Origin of the sequence: Wolbachia endosymbiont (group A) of Hylaeus communis (assembly GCF_947251915.1) — a bacterium.
Taxonomy (GTDB): domain Bacteria; phylum Pseudomonadota; class Alphaproteobacteria; order Rickettsiales; family Anaplasmataceae; genus Wolbachia; species Wolbachia pipientis.
The window spans coordinates 91966-109358 of sequence record NZ_OX366396.1 but is presented as its reverse complement, the minus strand read 5'-3'; the positions used below and the strand labels follow the sequence as shown (position 1 = coordinate 109358).

Genomic DNA, 17393 nt, shown 5'->3' with positions numbered 1-17393 from the left:
GTAGATGATGATAAGGAGGTTGAATGCCAGCAGCATATAGTTATGATTTAAGAAAAAAAGCAATGGAAGCGCTAGACGAAGGAGAAAGCAGAGAAACAGTGGCAGCAAGATTTAAGATTGGACGAACTACTTTATGGGAGTGGCAGCAAAGAAGAAAAGAAACAGGAGACTTTCAATCAAAAAAACTTGGAAATGGGGGTTACAATCACAAAATTACCGACTGGGATACCTTTGCCAAATTTGCCAGAGAACACGGAGGAAAGACTCTATCGGAAATGGCTAAACTTTGGAACAACGTTAGTATCCAAACGATCTATCGAGCCCTTAAAAAAATTGAATTTACGCGCAAAAAAAGACATATGGATACAAGGAAAGAAACGAAGAAAAACGTGCTGAATTTTTGAAAATTATAGCGACAAAAGAACCTAAAAACTTAGTGTATATAGATGAGTCTGGCATTGATAACACCGAAGACTACCCCTACGGATATTGCCAGAAAGGACAGCGGTTTTATGCCTTAAAATCTGGAAAGAAAACTCAACGAATCAGTATGGTTGCAGCCTTAAGTGGAAGAAAGATAGTTGTTCCGTTAACCTTTGAAGGCCACTGTAATATGGATGTTTTTAATGGATGGTTTGAGCAATTTTTGACACCGATCTTGGAACCTGGACAGACTGTCATTCTTGACAATGCTACTTTTCATAAGTCTGATAAGATTATCGAGCTTGCTAAAGGGGTTGGTGCAGAAATTTTGTATCTGCCGCCTTATTCTCCAGATTTCAACAAAATTGAGCATCATTGGTTTGCTATAAAAAACAGAGCCAGGAAAAACATTCCTCTATTCGAATCCTTTCGTCGTGCTGTTGATTCTGCCTTCCTATGACCTGTTCGGACTATTATGAGAAATGCTATATGAGGTTGTCCGGAAACAAGTAAAAGGCTATAATATCTGAAATTTTAGTACGGGGTAAAGATGAGAAAAAAGTATCCAACAGATCTAAGCGAAAGGGAATGGGCAAGAATAGAAAAACACTTCAGAGTATCATACAAGAAAGGAGGAAGGCCGCCAAAGTATAGCAAAAGAGAAATATTAGAAGCAATTTTCTATGTATTGCGTACAGGGTGTCAATGGCGGTATTTACCAAATGATTTTCCGCTATGGAAGACTGTGTATGAGCAGTTCAGGCAATGGAAGAAGCAGGGAATTTTTGAGAAAATGAATTATGAAATTACAAAATATAGTAGAAGAAAAATAGGAAGGAATGAGCAGCCGAGTGCCTGTATAGTAGATAGTCAATCTGTAAAGACTACAGAAAAGGGGGGATCAAAGGCTATGATGGAAGTAAAAAAGTAAAGGGTAGAAAAAGGCATATAATTACAGACACTCAGGGTTTTATACTAGGTTGTTACGTAGGCGCTGCTAACGAAAATGATAGAGATGGTATTAAAATAGCATTAAACAATATGAGAACAAAATATACTAAAGTTAAAAAAATGTGGGCTGACATGGGATACCAAGGAAGAAATTTAAAGAATCACATAAAGGAAGAATATGACATAGATATTGAAATTGTTAAAAGGCCTCCATGTAGATTTTGGGTGCACAAAGATACGCCACCTGAGCTACTACCAACAAGAGAACAAGGGTTTAAAGTACAGCCAAGAAGATGGGTTGTAGAAAGGACTTTTGCTTGGGTTAATAGGAATAGAAGGCTATCGAAGGAGTATGATTTACTCACAACATCCACTGAGAATTTCATATACCTAGCTATGAGTAGGGTTATGTTAAAGAGGGAATATGCTTGAATTTACTTGTTTCCGGACAACCTCTAATACATTAGATTATGAAAAATTCAAATTCTACCTTCAGCAGGATTTTCTGTATTGTATAGATTGCGCTCGTGCTTTTTTAATTGTTGCAGCTAGAGTTGATGATATTGAAATGATGAGTAGTTTAATCAATTTGGCACAAGGAGCATTTTATGTTCGAGAACAGTATAAAAAATATTTTGAAGATTGTGATCTATCTGATGATCACAAAAAGTCAAGAGCTTGTTCTGCCTTTACTGACTTTTTCATGAGTGCCGCATATCACAATTCTGTTAATGAAGCTTTAGTAGCATCTTATTCTTGCTTTAACATATACCAAATCGTTATACGTCATATGGTAAATGAGATAACAACTAAAGGGGTTAAAAATAACAAATACAAAGAGTGGATCAACATTTATAGTAGCGAAACAGTAAATGCTGTAATTGATGAGGTTACTGATATTACAAATAAGCTATATAAAAAAGCTAGTGACTGTGAAAAAAAGAGGATGTATGAGTTTTTTAAGAAAGGGCTGGAATTAGAAATAATGTTTTGGGATGAGGCATATTACTCTAATATATCTAGCAAAGAATATTAGCAGCGGATTATTTACGTTAACTTGATCTTTTATCGGTAACTACAGTGTTCAGTGGCATAATTAGGAGCTGTTACGGGTCAAATCTTTTAAAGGATATAATTGAGCATCCTTTTAATGTTGAGTTAGCGAATAACACCCTAAATATAGAGAACTTCAAATTCTATGCTCAACAAAAGACGTTGTTCTTAGGTGATTATATTCGTACCACCTTAATTACTGCATCCAAAATGGAAGATTATAGTAGTATTATCTCGCTTGCTGAAGTAGCCCAAAGAGTAGTGACTGTTAATAGAATGCTATATGACTACTACTTTACTATGTACGGTATAAGTCGCGAAAAGAAATCTCTTGAGTGTTTTAATTTCACTAATTTTCTTTTATCCATCTCGCATAGTAATACCTATGAGGCTATGACGGTTTTGTATTCTTGCATGTTTATATACAAGACTGTCGTTGATAGCATGAAAAATAGATTCAAGAAAAATAATAGATATAGGGATTGGTTTAATTTTTGTTACAGTGATTCAGTAAAGTCTGGATGCATTATTTTGGAAAATATTGTTGATGGATATTGCAGCAGAGCAAGAGAAAACGAAAAGAGCAGAATGCTTGAGTTGTTTAGAATAACTGCACAATTTGTGTTAGATTTTTTGAATGGTGCATATAGTTTTTCAAAATTCAATCAAGATTTTGAGAAATATTGACAATTTTAAGCTAATTTGTATTCTTAGTATGTATTTTTAAGATGGTATGAAAAGTAAGGAACATGATTTTCATTTAGTGGACCCAAGCCCTTGGCCAATTGCTATATCAGCAGCAATTCTTATTCTTGCACTTGGATTAGTTGGCGCGCTTCATAAACAAATTTTCGGAATGTTTTGTTTAGTTCTGGGAATCTCCGCAGTATCAGGGGTGCTGTTTTATTGGTGGAGAGATGTAATAAGGGAGGCCATTTATGACAAATGTCACACTGCCATTGTAAAACATGGACTCAAATTTGCAATGTACTTATTTATTCTCTCGGAGGTCGTATTTTTTATAGTGTTCTTTTGTTCATTCTTTAAAGCCTGGCTTGATCCAGTTTTTTTATTTGAGGCGTTTTCTCCTGCAAAAAAAGTTGAATGGCCCCCTGAGGGAATTTTGCCACCTGATCCGTGGTCACTACCGTTCATGAATACGTTAATATTATTGCTTTCTGGTACAACAATTACTTGGGCAAATCACTCTTTACTTAAAAATGATAAAAAGAGCATGATTAAAATGCTGTCCATAACTATATTGCTTGGAGTTTTTTTTATAATAGTGCAAGCAATAGAGTATCATGAAGCGAGTTTTTCTCTACAAGAAACAGGAGAAAAGCTTATTTATACATCCAATTTTTATATGATTACCGGTTTTCACTGCGCACACGTTATAATAGGAATAATATTTTTATCAGTGTGTTTATTTAGAGCACGGAAAGGCCAATTTACACTTCAGGACCATTTGTGCTTTGAGTTTGCCTCCTGGTATTGGCACTTTGTAGATGTAGTCTGGATATTTTTATTTTTGTTTGTCTATTGGTTAAGCGTTTATTAAGTGGTTAAAATAATAGGTCTAGATCCAGGAATAAGCAAGACTGGGTGGGCCATTATCAGCCTGAACGAAAAGAATAATATTGAATTTTTGGGCGGCGGTACCATATCAACTGATGGTAAATTGGGTACAGGTGAACGCCTACATACAATTTTTGAACAATTAAAGAAAGTAATTTCCCTATACTCTCCGAATGAAGCTGCGGTGGAGAAAATTTTTGTTAATAAAAATCCTAAATCTTCACTAACTTTAGGATATGCAAGAGGGGTTGTAATTTTAGCGTTAAAAATAACAAAGCTAACTATGAATGAATATGATGCAAACTATGTAAAAAAAAGCATTACCGGAAATGGCCATGCTGATAAGGATCAGATTATATTTATGGTGAAGCAAATAGTTAAAAATTTGAGTATAAAATGCCACCATGCTGCTGACGCTCTTGCTGTAGCAATTTGTCATGCTTATACGAAAGGTTCTTGTTTTGTTGAGTAACTTTTATATGGGATTCAGTTTGAAGATTTCCAGATCTGGAAAAACTATTTGATTGTATTTATCTTGTCTAACGTTCGTTGCAAAATAATACATGCGGAGATTTTATCATCTATTTTTTTCGATTTTGTGATTGATATTCCAGTAATTTTTAGTGTATGAGTTGCGATAGATGTTGAGAAGCTTTCGTCTTGTAAGTATATATTTACTTTATATTTTTTTATTATTTTATTTGCGAATTGGATTATAGTTTTACACCATTTAGTTTCTTGCTCGTCCATTTTTAATGGTAGTCCTATTACCATTGATCCAGATTCATTTTCTTTGAATATTCTATGCAGATAACCTAAATCTTTGCTCATATTTTTTCTGTGATATATGCTATGAGCTGTGGCTATGAGCTGTGTTTTATCGCTAAATGCTATGCCTATTTGCTTTTCTCCCATGTCAAGGCACATTATGCGCTTATCTTTTGGAATAGACTTTAGAAACTCATCTGGATTTCTATGTAGCATCTATTAGACTTCCTTTAAAGTGACCTTACCAAAAAAGTGGAGAGAAAGTTAAGAAAATTTTTTACAAAAAGAATAATGAATCAAATTGCTCAGGAATGCAATAGACTTCTTGCATAACCCAAACTAAGTAGAAAAAAGGTATCATCTAAGTAGCTGACACTGGTTTCCATCCAAAAGGGCAGTGCCCCTATGATGTCATTCCAGTGCTTGACACTGGAATCCAGACTTTAATTGTTATACTTGTAAATAAGTCTGGTGAGAATAGACGTTCATCTCAAAATGCAGTATTTTTGTTGAAATAGCTCAACTGGATTCCAGCGTCACGCGCTGGAATGACACCTTTGTGTTTGCACAGCTGTACGAACCATACGCGTCAAGTTAAGGAAATAAAGGTATGAAAGAGATAGAATAATAAGGTATAAGTTCTCCCAGATATACTTTTAGTGAGAGAACCAATGAATAAAATAACTTGCTTATCAAAAAAGCTCAAAGAATTTTTTAATGAAAAAGCAGAGAAAATCTCAATTACAACAAGGTTTATAAAAAGAAAGAGAAAGCTAAAAGGTTCATCATTCGTAAAAGCCATGGTCTTGGGTAATATAGGAGTTGATAATTGTAGCGTAGAAACAATGTGTCAATTACTAAACGAGGACTCGATAGATATAACAAAACAAGGTTTGGATTTTAGATTTACTGAAGAAGCAGTGGAATTTATGAAAAGGATGTATAATGAATCTGTGGTTCTCTTTAAAAATATCTTGCAAGTTGATTGCAAAATCTTACAGCAATTTAATAGTGTTAAATTATTGGACAGTAGCTATATTACTCTACCTAACAGTATGGAAGAGATGTATAAAGGTTATGGTACTAGCTACAGTGGCTATGAAAGCAATACTAAGTCTGGAATAAAGTTACAATTAGTTTTCGATTACATGAATCAGATAATAGACCAACTTAATTTAACGGAGGGAATAAGATCAGACCAGGGATATAGGAAACATTTAAGTAATATATCAAGCAATGATTTGCTAATATCTGATCTCGGTTATTTTGTGCCAAGTTCTTTTAAACAAATCAATGAAATAGGAGCTTATTTCATAAGTCGTTATAAATCCGATACCAACGTATATGATGTAGAAACAAATCAAAAAATGGAGTTATTAGAATGTTTAGAGGATAAGTTAGAGGTTGTCCGGAAACAAGTAAATTCAAGCATATTCCCTCTTTAACATAACCCTACTCATAGCTAGGTATATGAAATTCTCAGTGGATGTTGTGAGTAAATCATACTCCTTCGATAGCCTTCTATTCCTATTAACCCAAGCAAAAGTCCTTTCTACAACCCATCTTCTTGGCTGTACTTTAAACCCTTGTTCTCTTGTTGGTAGTAGCTCAGGTGGCGTATCTTTGTGCACCCAAAATCTACATGGAGGCCTTTTAACAATTTCAATATCTATGTCATATTCTTCCTTTATGTGATTCTTTAAATTTCTTCCTTGGTATCCCATGTCAGCCCACATTTTTTTAACTTTAGTATATTTTGTTCTCATATTGTTTAATGCTATTTTAATACCATCTCTATCATTTTCGTTAGCAGCGCCTACGTAACAACCTAGTATAAAACCCTGAGTGTCTGTAATTATATGCCTTTTTCTACCCTTTACTTTTTTACTTCCATCATAGCCTTTGATCCCCCCTTTTCTGTAGTCTTTACAGATTGACTATCTACTATACAGGCACTCGGCTGCTCATTCCTTCCTATTTTTCTTCTACTATATTTTGTAATTTCATAATTCATTTTCTCAAAAATTCCCTGCTTCTTCCATTGCCTGAACTGCTCATACACAGTCTTCCATAGCGGAAAATCATTTGGTAAATACCGCCATTGACACCCTGTACGCAATACATAGAAAATTGCTTCTAATATTTCTCTTTTGCTATACTTTGGCGGCCTTCCTCCTTTCTTGTATGATACTCTGAAGTGTTTTTCTATTCTTGCCCATTCCCTTTCGCTTAGATCTGTTGGATACTTTTTTCTCATCTTTACCCCGTACTAAAATTTCAGATATTATAGCCTTTTACTTGTTTCCGGACAACCTCATATAGCATTTCTCATAATAGTCCGAACAGGTCATAGGAAGGCAGAATCAACAGCACGACGAAAGGATTCGAATAGAGGAATGTTTTTCCTGGCTCTGTTTTTTATAGCAAACCAATGATGCTCAATTTTGTTGAAATCTGGAGAATAAGGCGGCAGATACAAAATTTCTGCACCAACCCCTTTAGCAAGCTCGATAATCTTATCAGACTTATGAAAAGTAGCATTGTCAAGAATGACAGTCTGTCCAGGTTCCAAGATCGGTGTCAAAAATTGCTCAAACCATCCATTAAAAACATCCATATTACAGTGGCCTTCAAAGGTTAACGGAACAACTATCTTTCTTCCACTTAAGGCTGCAACCATACTGATTCGTTGAGTTTTCTTTCCAGATTTTAAGGCATAAAACCGCTGTCCTTTCTGGCAATATCCGTAGGGGTAGTCTTCGGTGTTATCAATGCCAGACTCATCTATATACACTAAGTTTTTAGGTTCTTTTGTCGCTATAATTTTCAAAAATTCAGCACGTTTTTCTTCGTTTCTTTCCTTGTATCCATATGTCTTTTTTTGCGCGTAAATTCAATTTTTTTAAGGGCTCGATAGATCGTTTGGATACTAACGTTGTTCCAAAGTTTAGCCATTTCCGATAGAGTCTTTCCTCCGTGTTCTCTGGCAAATTTGGCAAAGGTATCCCAGTCGGTAATTTTGTGATTGTAACCCCCATTTCCAAGTTTTTTTGATTGAAAGTCTCCTGTTTCTTTTCTTCTTTGCTGCCACTCCCATAAAGTAGTTCGTCCAATCTTAAATCTTGCTGCCACTGTTTCTCTGCTTTCTCCTTCGTCTAGCGCTTCCATTGCTTTTTTTCTTAAATCATAACTATATGCTGCTGGCATTCAACCTCCTTATCATCATCTACCCTTATCCTATCACATCCGGACTTTTATGGAAAGAGCTATATTAACCAGAAAATACTACTATAAACTATAACATTTTTACTTAATTTTGTCAACTTCTCTATTCGTTGAAAAAACAATCTTGCATAAAAAAATCAACTCATCTCTTCCAAAGGCTCTATATTGAAGATAGAAAGTCCAGAAGGGATGACGTGTGCTAAGGCCTGCACGAGAAACATTCTTGCAGCGGTGAGGTTTAAGTTGTCTTCCAGTATGAAACGCATGTTTAAATCACTCTTGCCATACCCCCATAAAACGTGAAACGCTTCTGCAACTTCAAGTAAGTAGAAAGTAATTCTGTGTGGCTCACAAAGCCTTGCTGCAATTTCTACCACATCTGGCCACTTTGCTAAGGTTTTTATGAGGAAGAGCTCTCCACCTGTCCTTAAAAGTGAAGGATCTGCTGTTGGGAGCTCTTTTGGAGCATTACGCATTAACGAATGAGCACGAGCATGCGCATATTGCACGTAAAAAATAGGGTTGTCTTTTGACTGTTCTTTAACTTTAGCAAAATCAAAGTCCAAGACCATATCATTCTTGCGTGTTAGCATTATAAAACGAGTTATGTCCCTGCCAACTTCTTCCACTACATCCCTTGCTGTGAGGAAATTTCCTGATCTTTTGGACATCTTAACAGGTTTGCCATTCTCGAAAAAATTCACAATATTATGCAGTTTTACCTCTATTTTTGCTTGATCATCACTTAGCGCAGAGACGACTGCTTTAAGTCTTTTGACATAACCGCCGTGGTCACTACCAAGCTCTACGATCATATTGTTAAAACCACGTGATATCTTATCAAAATGGTAAGCAATATCCGAGGCAAAATAAGTCCAACTGCCGTCCTCTTTTTTCAGTGCGCGGTCAACATCATCGCCAAATTTTGTAGAGCGAAATAACATTTCTTTTCTGGAAGTCCAATTTTCACTTTCTTTGCCTTTTGGTTTCTCCAAGTACCCTTCATACACTAGACCCTTGTCAGACAATATCTTTATACTCTCTTCAATTTTGCCACTTTTTTGTAGCTCATACTCTGAAGTAAAAACATCATGACTTACTCCAAGTAAGTTCATGTCTTCCTTTATGAGTTCTAAGATAGAACTTAAAGTATAGTCTCTAATTATCTGATTATCTTGCTTTTTTAGAAGCTCCTTGCCATATTTTTTAGCCAGCTCCTCCCCTATCGGTTTTAAATATTCACCTGGGTATAAACCTTTTTCTATACTGATTTTTTCTCCCAGAGCTTCTTTGTACCGCAGATATACTGACTTTATTAGTGTATCTATCTGCGCTCCAGCATCGTTAATATAGTATTCCTTAGTAACTTTATAACCAACTTTTTTCAATAAATTTGCCAGAACGTCACCAAATACTGCCCCTCTTGCATGACCAATATGCAGTGGACCAGTTGGATTTGCAGATACAAATTCAACATTGATGGCCTGATTGTTCCCTATATCTAGGGTGCCAAACTCTGTTTTTAGCTCATTTATTTGTTTTAAAATCCCATGCCATACTTTTATTTTTAAGTGTATGTTGATGAAACCAGGGCCCGCTATTTCCACTTTTGCAACTTCATCAAAAAGTTCAAATTCTTTGGCTAAAACCTCTGCAATTTCAATGGGATTCTTCTTTTCATGCTTTGCGAGCACCATAGCAACGTTTGTGTAAATGTCTCCATGTGCTCTGTTACTTGGGGGTTCTACGATAAAGTTTGTTGTATCTGTATTTATAATACCCCTTTGCTTCAACTCATTCAATTTACTAAAGATTAGAGAGGAAATCTGCTTAAAAATGTTCATTCACTATATTGCTATAAAATCTATAGCAGTATAGTGAATAAGTGGGACTAGTTGAAGGTTTATCTTAACTATTTTATCTTCCTGGATCAGAGTTTATATTAAGTCGTTGCCGTAACCATGGTAAGAGAAAGCCATACCTTCGCTGTAACCATCATTACCAGCATCAGGCTCTTCAACATCATCAGTTACTACCTGATCTTCAGTTGTGATTTTATCCTTGATCGTCTCGTCTACACCCTCATCACTATAAGAAAATTTGTTAGTATATGAATAGCGATTATTGATTTTATCACTATAGTTATGTTTTAACATAGAGACCTCCTATACAGTCAAAATTGGAATTACATTAAGATAGAACAAGCTATGAATATAACGTGAATGAAAGAAACTACAGATCACGAAATTTCCGGATAACTATGGAACCATTATAAAATAATAAAATTAAAAATTTAATAATTTTAATTATAAATCTAGCATATCAACTAACGGTATGATTTAAATTTTCTTTCAATTCCACTGTATCTTCGCCAGTTTTGCATATAGCCCGTCTTTACTTATTAGAGAGTCATGAGTGCCTACTTCTTCTACTTTTCCATGATTAATTACTATAATCTTGTCAGTCTTGAGTGCGGTTGATAGCCTGTGTGTAATTACGATTGTTGTTCTGTTTTGCATTAACTTGCTCAATGCTTTTTGCACGAGGTTCTCACTTTTGTAATCAAGGGCAGAGGTTGCTTCATCCAGTATTAAAACCTGAGGATTGTTGAGTATGGCCCTTGCTATTACAATACGTTGTTTTTGTCCTTCAGAAAGTTTTAATCCTCTTTTTCCTACAAATGTATCAAATTTATCAGGCAGTTTATCAATAAATTCCATCGCATAAGCGCTGATGGCTGCTTGCTTCACTTCCTCATATTCGGCACCTGGTTTGCCATATAGTATATTTTCCATTATTGAGCAAGAAAATATCATGTGATCTTGTGGCACTAAGCCAAACAACGATCTGAGGTCATTTAGCGCAATTGACTTAATATTGTGCCCATCGATAGTAATGCTACCTTTGTTTGGATCATGAAAACGGAGCAGAAGCTTTAAAATGGTGCTTTTACCACTGCCAGATGGTCCAACAATTGATACTGCTTGACCTGCCTCTATAGAAAATGATACGTTATCTAATGCTGGCTTATCAGCATAAAAAAATGTTACGCCATTAAACGAAATTCCCTTTTGAACACTACAAATTTTTATAGGATCATCGGGATCTGCTATAGAGCTTTTCATATTTTTAAATTCAAATAAACGCTCTACTATTCCAAGACCTCGTTGTAAATCACTGATATTATCGCTCAAATTATTTATAGCTCCTGCTGCGAGCGCTGAATAAAACACAAATGAGGAGAGTTCTCCAATAGTTATATTATTGCTTAAGACTTCTTTAATACCAAAAAAGAGCAAAACAACTAGTGAACCTATCACACACGTGATAACTAGAGTTACTAAAATAGCACGCAAGAGTACTAATTTTACGTATGATTTTGATACTGAGTTTAAATGTTCCTTAAAACGGATTTTTTCGTTTTCCTCGAGTACAAACGATTTGATAGTCACTATAGATCTAAAATTTTCCTCACTAAATGACGCAAGCTCACTTAATTTATCCTGAGCAAAGCGTGCATAGCTACGCACTTTTTTTCCAAGTGAGGTCATGATAATGAGTAGTATAGGTATTATTGCGGCTGCATACGCAGTTAGTTGTATATTTGTATATAATAACATAGCAACACTGCCAATCAGAATCACAAAATTTCGTAATATGGTTAGTAAGCTGCTGTTTATTATTGATTGCAGCACAGAGGTATCAGTAATTAACGCTGAGATAACATCTTGTACGCCTGTGTTCTCAAAGAAACTTGGTTGCAAGTTAGTGATACTGCTATATAAGTCATATCTGATTCTTGCGATAACTTTCTCGCTGCCAATGCCAATGAAATATAACCGAGTAAATGCAGTGAGAGAAATGGCTAAAACTATAAGTATTGCAACTAATAGTTTGGTAGTAAAATCGTGCTCTGTGCCAGAATCAATTATATTGCTTAAGCCTCTGCCAAAGAGGAGGATCGTTAAGGCTGAAAATAAAACTGCAATAAAAGCTATGACAAAATAGGATAGATTAGGCTTTATATAGTAAAATAACTGCCTAATATTAGATCGCATCGTATTTTAAAGTTTCTAAAGTTAAGTATATAGATTCTAGTTTCAGGGGAAAGGGAAAAGGTATGGCATTAGTCTACAGCATGTCTTCCAAGCATAACACGCTCACGAAACTTTAATGCGATAGCTTGGTTTCTACTGAAAGACAGCATTATGCCAAGTGCGATGCTCGAAGATAAAAGAGAAGAACCACCATAGCTAAGTAACGGCAGGGTTATGCCGGTGGTAGGAAAAACACTCAATGTTACCCCTATGTTTATTATGAATTGTGTGATGAATTGCATTGAGATACCGAGAATCACTAACAGATTAAATAATTCATTTTCCCTATATGCAACGTAAAGCAAGCGGGCGGAAATGATACCAAATAACATCAATGTGGCTAAGCACGTAATCAAACCAAATTCTTCTGCTAAAACAGAAAACACAAAATCTGTATGACAATCAGGAAGAGAGGCTTTTACGCTACCTTCACCAGGTCCAACTCCAGTTAATTGACCTCTTTTGAATGCTTCTAATGATTTTGTGACTTGAAAGTTATCGCGCTGCGTAAAAAAGACAAAATTGTAAATCCTTTGCTTTATATGTGGGAGGCATAAGTAAGCTATTGTAGTTCCAGTTGTGGCCATTCCTATTATGCATAGAAAGTATAAAAATGGTATACATGCAATAAACATTTGACCGATAAAAGAATATGTTAAAAGCATAGACATACTGAAATCAGGTTGCAAAAGTAACAACACAAAAACTAACAGAAATATTATGATTGATATGTGCATTTTAAACCTCATTTCGCTGGCCAAGATACTAGCTATAACAACAGAAAAAAATGGCCTTACAAACTCAGATGGTTGAACAGAAATTTTGACAATATGTAACCATCGTTTCGCACCTTTTACCTCTATACCAAGTATTATCGCAGTTGCTACTAGAATAGTAAATAAAGCGAAACCTGCGAATGAGAGGTTAAGTATAGTTCTTGTGTTGAGAAAAGAAAATGTCACCAAGGTAATTAGTGACAGGACTATATAAATTGTATGGCGCCGTATAAAATAATCCTGTGGTAGAGAAAGACGCTGCGCAATTACAGGGCTTGCTGAATAAACAAGAATGAAGCTTATAGTGAGCAAAAAAAACACTGGAAGGATGAGATAATAATCCAGCGTTCTATACCAGAGTTTAATATTCATTTTGTTCCAATGTGTAATGCCACTATTCCATAGCTCATATTATGAAACTCAACATTCTTAAAGCCTACCTCTTCAATTTCCATTTTAAAATCAGCCTGAGTTGGAAACTCTCTAATGCTCCTCACTAAATATTCATAAGAACTCTTGTCTTTAGCAACTATGCTGCCAATTTTAGGAATTACTTTAAATGAATATAAGTCATAAAGTTTGGTAAATATCTCATTTTGATAGTGCATAGGGGCAAATTCTAAGCAGATAAATTTCCCATGTGGTTTTAATACCCTGTGCGCCTCATTTAAAGCCTTCTTGCGGTCAGAAACATTTCGAATGCCAAAAGCTATTGTGCAATAATCAAATTCGGAGTCTTCAAATGGTAAACTTTCTGCACTTGCACATACCCAATCAAAATTAATTTGGTTTGAATTTATAGCTTTATCACGTCCTCTGTTTAGCATGTTTTGATTTATATCGCATACTGTAACCTTAGCACTTGGCTCTTTTCTTACTACTCTTATTGCTATATCTCCAGTTCCTCCAGCAACATCTAAAACCTTAGAGTTTTTTGTAAAATGCACACTATTTACCATCTTATCTTTCCATAATCTGTGCATTCCGAGGCTCATTATATCATTCATGGTGTCGTAGCGACTTGCCACGGAATCGAATACCTCTTTAACTAATTGTGATTTCTTCTCGATTTTTATAGTAGACATTACGTAAAAACTCCTTTATAATTAGTAAAAATTAATTTGAATTAACACAAATGTCAACGACAGGCCTTAAGCCTGTTAAAATCTTCTTCAGCGTGGTATGATGACCGAGTTAGTGGGCTTGATGCAACCACTAGGAACCCTTTGGAGTAAGCGATATATTTATAATGCTCAAATTCCTCTGGGGTAACATACCTATCAAGTTTTGCATGTTTTGGAGTTGGTTGTAGATATTGACCAATTGTAATAAAATCAACCTCAGCACTGCGCAAATCGTCCATAACCTGCAGTATTTCCTCTTTTGTTTCTCCAAGACCAACCATAAGCCCTGACTTTGTGAAAACTTTAGGATTAATCTGCTTTACCATCTTCAGCAAATATAGTGAATGAAAATAGCGAGCTCGTGGTCTTATTTTTGCATACAATCTCGGCACTGTTTCAATATTGTGGTTATAGACATCAGGTGATGCAACAGCAATTGCTTCAAATGCTCCTTTCTTATTTAAAAAATCAGGAGTTAAAATCTCTATTGTTGTTTCTGGAGTTATCTTTCTAATTTCTTCTATGCACTGTATAAACTGATTTGCGCCACCATCTGGTAAATCATCACGATCAACAGAAGTAATGACAACATGTTTTAAGTTTAACTTTTTTATTGCTTTTGCTAAATTTTCTGGTTCATGAGGGTCTAGTTTATCAGGAATGCCAGTTGCAACGTTGCAAAATGCACAAGCACGAGTGCAAACAGAACCGAGAATCATCACAGTAGCATGACGTTTATTCCAACATTCACCAATGTTTGGACATGCAGCCTCTTCGCACACTGTATGCAAGTTATGCAGTTTAACGATGTTTAAGGTTTCATTGAATACTTCACCGGTCGGAGCTTTTGCTCTGAGCCATTGAGGTTTGCTATGCATCTGAAACTGCTAACTCTACCTCTTGCTTTACTAAAACTTTTTTCAACCTTCTTTTTATCTTCTGCGCTTTCTCACTTAGTTTAATCGTTCTTGTGTTGAGCAAAAAAGCATCTAAATCACCTTTGTAATCTATAGTTCTCAAAGTTCTTGTTGCCACACGAAATCTAAACTTTTTATTCAATATATCACTCGTCAACGTAACTTTATGTAAGTTTAAAAGAAAGGTACGCTTTGTTTTACGATTCGAATGTGATACCTTATTACCAAAAGATTTTTTTCTATTTGTTAATTCACAAACTCTACTCACTTCAATATACCAAATTATTCTATGTACTTAGATTACCTTATATAGTCAAATAGTCAATACTCTCTTGCTTAATTTTTATACCATATACTGCTTTATAACCAAAAAATATCGTAATTTTTTCTATTATAAGAGAAATCATATGCTGAATTTCCAATGCTTTGCTGCCATTTGTTACTACCAGATGCAACACACCCGAATTTATATTCTGTGCATATGAGATCTTTTTCGGTTTTGTACACTCTGCTATTTCTTTCCCTACTATATTTCGCCAGTTTAAAATAAGACGTATTTCATTTTTACTAATCTTATTTTTCATGCATTTTAATGCATAGTTTTCAATTATAGACTTTAATTTTTTTGGACCGCTACGTTTGAGCATTTTTCTGCTATGAACCAGATTCTTCCATGGTTACAACATAGTGTGATGGATATTGTTTATAAGCTCCAGTAACTGTGTCAATCACAAAACCAGGCAACCACAGTAGGTTTAATAAAACAACCTTATTAAAACTTTCACCTACCATCACATTTAATTGTTTATAACCTGCTTTTTTACAATCAACAAACAGTGACCATGAACCTCGCTGAATAACCACTACCCCAGGGTTAGATGTAATAGAATGGCTCATTCCAGATGGGTCATGTACGACGCATCTAACTTTTTCTATCAAGTCACCATTATCATCTACTACTTTCATTTGAATTGCTTGTGTAGAACCGGAAAACATTGTTGCAAAACAACCGGTTAGTAACACAGTTATAGACAATATTAAACAAATATTTAGTAATCTAGAATGCATGCAATATTGATATAATCCAAACATAATAATCTCAAAAATCAATTTTTATCATTCTATAAATTTAATATAGAGTACAATTGTTTGTCAATCCCAGTGTTACAACTGGGATTGTAGCTGCTTTAACAACAACTCTACCCTCTGGCCTCACACCGTAAAAGCAGTATTTTTATGCAAAACTTATCTCAACGTAGCACTTGCCAAGATCGTTCCATTTACCAAATTTTGTGCTGTCATCTTTGCCTCATAATTAACCTTATAGCTGTTTTAATTGTAATTAGTTAAATTATTATTAACTTGCCAGGCTAGATCCAAAAAATAGCATAATCAATATGCAAATTGTAATAGAAATCACGTTTGCGTATGGTTTATTGCTATGCGGTTAATCTTTCCTCAATCCAAGCTGCTTGAATAGCTTCGAGTATTTTTTCGTTACAGCGTTTTTCATCATCATCAAATTCCTCTAAACTCAAGACCTTTTTTTTAAGCTCAGTGAATCTGATACTAATTATATTCTCATTTGGAAATTTTTCCTCCAGAGCTTCCACAATATCTTCTATATCAAGCCATTTCATACTTTTTTGTATTTATCTGCTAAGTTAAATTGGTGCCCATGGGGAGACTTGAACTCCCAAGGTCGCAAAACCCACGGATTTTAAGTCCGCTGCGTCTACCGATTCCGCCACACGGGCTTTTTTTATCTATCTAGAGTAAAACTCTACTACTAAATTGACTTCCATGTCTGCTGAATAAGGAACCTCAGAATATTGAGGTGACCTCAAATACTTCACTGAATGCTCTTTACTATCTGCTTCTAAATAATCCGGAGCCTTGCGCTCTTGTTTTTGTTCAGCCTCTACTACTACAGGGATTTTTGCTGCCCTTTCTCTTATTTTTATTATATCACCTGGCTTCACTCGATAACTCGATATGTTAACCACCTTATCATTAACTGTAACGTGCTTGTGAGATATGAGCTGCTTTGCTGAGTAAATTGTTGGAACAAGACCAGAGTGGTATAAAACAGAACTTAATCTCGATTCTAAGATACCGATAAAATTATCAGCGGTATAACCCTTTCTGTTATAAGCATCTAAAAATGTACGTCTGAGCTGCTTACTTGAAATCGCATAGTAAAACTTAAATTTCTTATGCGCAGCAAACTGCTTACCAAAGTCGGATAACTTCTTGAATCCAAGAATACCATGTTGACCTGGAGGGTATTTCCTTTTGTTTACTGGGTCTTTAGCTCTACCCCATAAATTTACACCAAGTCTACGGCTAATCCTATACTTTCTAGTGATAACAGTTGTCATATAAAAACTCTCACGATTTAACTTTAGATTATTAAGGATTTTAGCACTCAGTGTCAACTTGTTTTTGCTGATATAATCTTTTATACTTCATTTTTAAGTT

Annotated in this window: 19 protein-coding genes, 1 tRNA gene and 2 pseudogenes; 7 read left to right on the top strand and 15 right to left on the bottom strand. The window is 35.2% G+C overall.

The genetic code is table 11. The features are described 5' to 3' along the window. Positions 1-23: 23 nt before the first annotated feature. The 6 genes from OPR52_RS00580 (at position 24) to ruvC (ending at position 4477) form a co-directional block, all read left to right on the top strand. Positions 24-883, top strand: a protein-coding gene (locus tag OPR52_RS00580; RefSeq protein WP_265037751.1) for an IS630 family transposase whose coding sequence is annotated in 2 segments (ribosomal slippage) — positions 24-348 and positions 348-883 — 861 coding nt in all. Because the reading frame shifts where the segments join, the coding sequence is not laid out codon by codon here. 90 nt (positions 884-973) lie between these two features. Further along, positions 974-1806, top strand: a protein-coding gene (locus OPR52_RS00575; protein ID WP_094189578.1) for an IS5-like element ISWpi1 family transposase whose coding sequence is annotated in 2 segments (ribosomal slippage) — positions 974-1343 and positions 1343-1806 — 834 coding nt in all. Because the reading frame shifts where the segments join, the coding sequence is not laid out codon by codon here. Beyond that, a complete protein-coding gene (locus tag OPR52_RS00570) occupies positions 1799-2410 on the top strand; it encodes a TenA family protein (RefSeq protein ID WP_265038240.1) in 612 nt (203 codons plus the stop codon). The genes OPR52_RS00575 and OPR52_RS00570 overlap by 8 nt, the downstream gene beginning before the upstream one ends. A gap of 44 nt (positions 2411-2454) precedes the next feature. Further along, the gene (locus tag OPR52_RS00565) at positions 2455-3114 is read left to right on the top strand and encodes a TenA family protein (RefSeq protein ID WP_265038238.1); all 660 of its coding nucleotides are present in this window, start codon (positions 2455-2457) and stop codon (positions 3112-3114) included. A 46-nt stretch (positions 3115-3160) separates the two neighbouring features. After that, positions 3161-3988: a cytochrome c oxidase subunit 3 gene (locus OPR52_RS00560; RefSeq protein WP_264723237.1), complete on the top strand. Its 828-nt coding sequence runs from the start codon at positions 3161-3163 to the stop codon at positions 3986-3988. After that, complete coding sequence (gene ruvC / locus OPR52_RS00555) at positions 3989-4477, top strand: crossover junction endodeoxyribonuclease RuvC (protein ID WP_209473140.1); 489 nt, start codon at positions 3989-3991, stop codon at positions 4475-4477. Positions 4478-4521: 44 nt separating this feature from the next. On the opposite strand, the gene ruvX is transcribed toward ruvC, so the two are convergent. Beyond that, on the bottom strand, positions 4522-4989 hold the full coding sequence (ruvX, locus tag OPR52_RS00550) for a Holliday junction resolvase RuvX (RefSeq protein ID WP_010082183.1): 468 nt from the start codon (positions 4987-4989) through the stop codon (positions 4522-4524). Between the two features lie 455 nt (positions 4990-5444). On the opposite strand from ruvX, the pseudogene OPR52_RS00545 reads away from it, so the two are divergent. Then, positions 5445-6173: pseudogene (locus OPR52_RS00545) on the top strand (IS4 family transposase); the annotation flags it as partial. A gap of 24 nt (positions 6174-6197) precedes the next feature. On the opposite strand, the pseudogene OPR52_RS00540 reads toward OPR52_RS00545, so the two are convergent. The 14 genes and pseudogenes from OPR52_RS00540 to rpsD form a co-directional block, all read right to left on the bottom strand. Further along, positions 6198-7030: pseudogene (locus tag OPR52_RS00540) on the bottom strand (IS5 family transposase). Between the two features lie 90 nt (positions 7031-7120). Continuing rightward, positions 7121-7980, bottom strand: a protein-coding gene (locus OPR52_RS00535; RefSeq protein WP_265037751.1) for an IS630 family transposase whose coding sequence is annotated in 2 segments (ribosomal slippage) — positions 7121-7656 and positions 7656-7980 — 861 coding nt in all. Because the reading frame shifts where the segments join, the coding sequence is not laid out codon by codon here. A 155-nt stretch (positions 7981-8135) separates the two neighbouring features. Next, positions 8136-9842, bottom strand: a complete 1707-nt coding sequence (gene argS / locus OPR52_RS00530) for an arginine--tRNA ligase (protein WP_265038237.1) — start codon at positions 9840-9842, stop codon at positions 8136-8138. A 93-nt stretch (positions 9843-9935) separates the two neighbouring features. After that, positions 9936-10154, bottom strand: coding sequence for a hypothetical protein (locus OPR52_RS00525; RefSeq protein ID WP_010962563.1), 219 nt, complete (start codon positions 10152-10154; stop codon positions 9936-9938). A gap of 195 nt (positions 10155-10349) precedes the next feature. Then, positions 10350-12056, bottom strand: a complete 1707-nt coding sequence (locus OPR52_RS00520) for an ABC transporter ATP-binding protein (RefSeq protein WP_265038235.1) — start codon at positions 12054-12056, stop codon at positions 10350-10352. Positions 12057-12124: 68 nt separating this feature from the next. Beyond that, positions 12125-13243 carry an FtsW/RodA/SpoVE family cell cycle protein gene (locus OPR52_RS00515; protein WP_264723332.1) on the bottom strand — a complete coding sequence of 373 codons (1119 nt, stop codon included), beginning with the start codon at positions 13241-13243 and terminating at the stop codon, positions 12125-12127. After that, positions 13240-13956, bottom strand: a complete 717-nt coding sequence (ubiE, locus tag OPR52_RS00510) for a bifunctional demethylmenaquinone methyltransferase/2-methoxy-6-polyprenyl-1,4-benzoquinol methylase UbiE (RefSeq protein WP_010962557.1) — start codon at positions 13954-13956, stop codon at positions 13240-13242. Before ubiE ends, OPR52_RS00515 begins: the two co-directional genes overlap by 4 nt. 53 nt (positions 13957-14009) lie before the next feature. Continuing rightward, a complete protein-coding gene (gene lipA / locus OPR52_RS00505) occupies positions 14010-14873 on the bottom strand; it encodes a lipoyl synthase (RefSeq protein ID WP_265038233.1) in 864 nt (287 codons plus the stop codon). Next, complete coding sequence (gene rpmB, locus OPR52_RS00500) at positions 14866-15180, bottom strand: 50S ribosomal protein L28 (RefSeq protein ID WP_006279619.1); 315 nt, start codon at positions 15178-15180, stop codon at positions 14866-14868. Before rpmB ends, lipA begins: the two co-directional genes overlap by 8 nt. A gap of 37 nt (positions 15181-15217) precedes the next feature. Next, a complete protein-coding gene (locus tag OPR52_RS00495) occupies positions 15218-15559 on the bottom strand; it encodes a DUF721 domain-containing protein (protein WP_010082513.1) in 342 nt (113 codons plus the stop codon). A 7-nt stretch (positions 15560-15566) separates the two neighbouring features. Further along, complete coding sequence (locus OPR52_RS00490; RefSeq protein WP_264723334.1) at positions 15567-16004, bottom strand: hypothetical protein; 438 nt, start codon at positions 16002-16004, stop codon at positions 15567-15569. Between the two features lie 347 nt (positions 16005-16351). Then, on the bottom strand, positions 16352-16552 hold the full coding sequence (iscX, locus tag OPR52_RS00485; RefSeq protein WP_007552114.1) for a Fe-S cluster assembly protein IscX: 201 nt from the start codon (positions 16550-16552) through the stop codon (positions 16352-16354). A gap of 30 nt (positions 16553-16582) precedes the next feature. Then, positions 16583-16669: transfer RNA gene (locus tag OPR52_RS00480), tRNA-Leu, on the bottom strand. Between the two features lie 9 nt (positions 16670-16678). Then, a complete protein-coding gene (rpsD, locus tag OPR52_RS00475) occupies positions 16679-17293 on the bottom strand; it encodes a 30S ribosomal protein S4 (protein ID WP_010962555.1) in 615 nt (204 codons plus the stop codon). Positions 17294-17393: the final 100 nt, after the last annotated feature.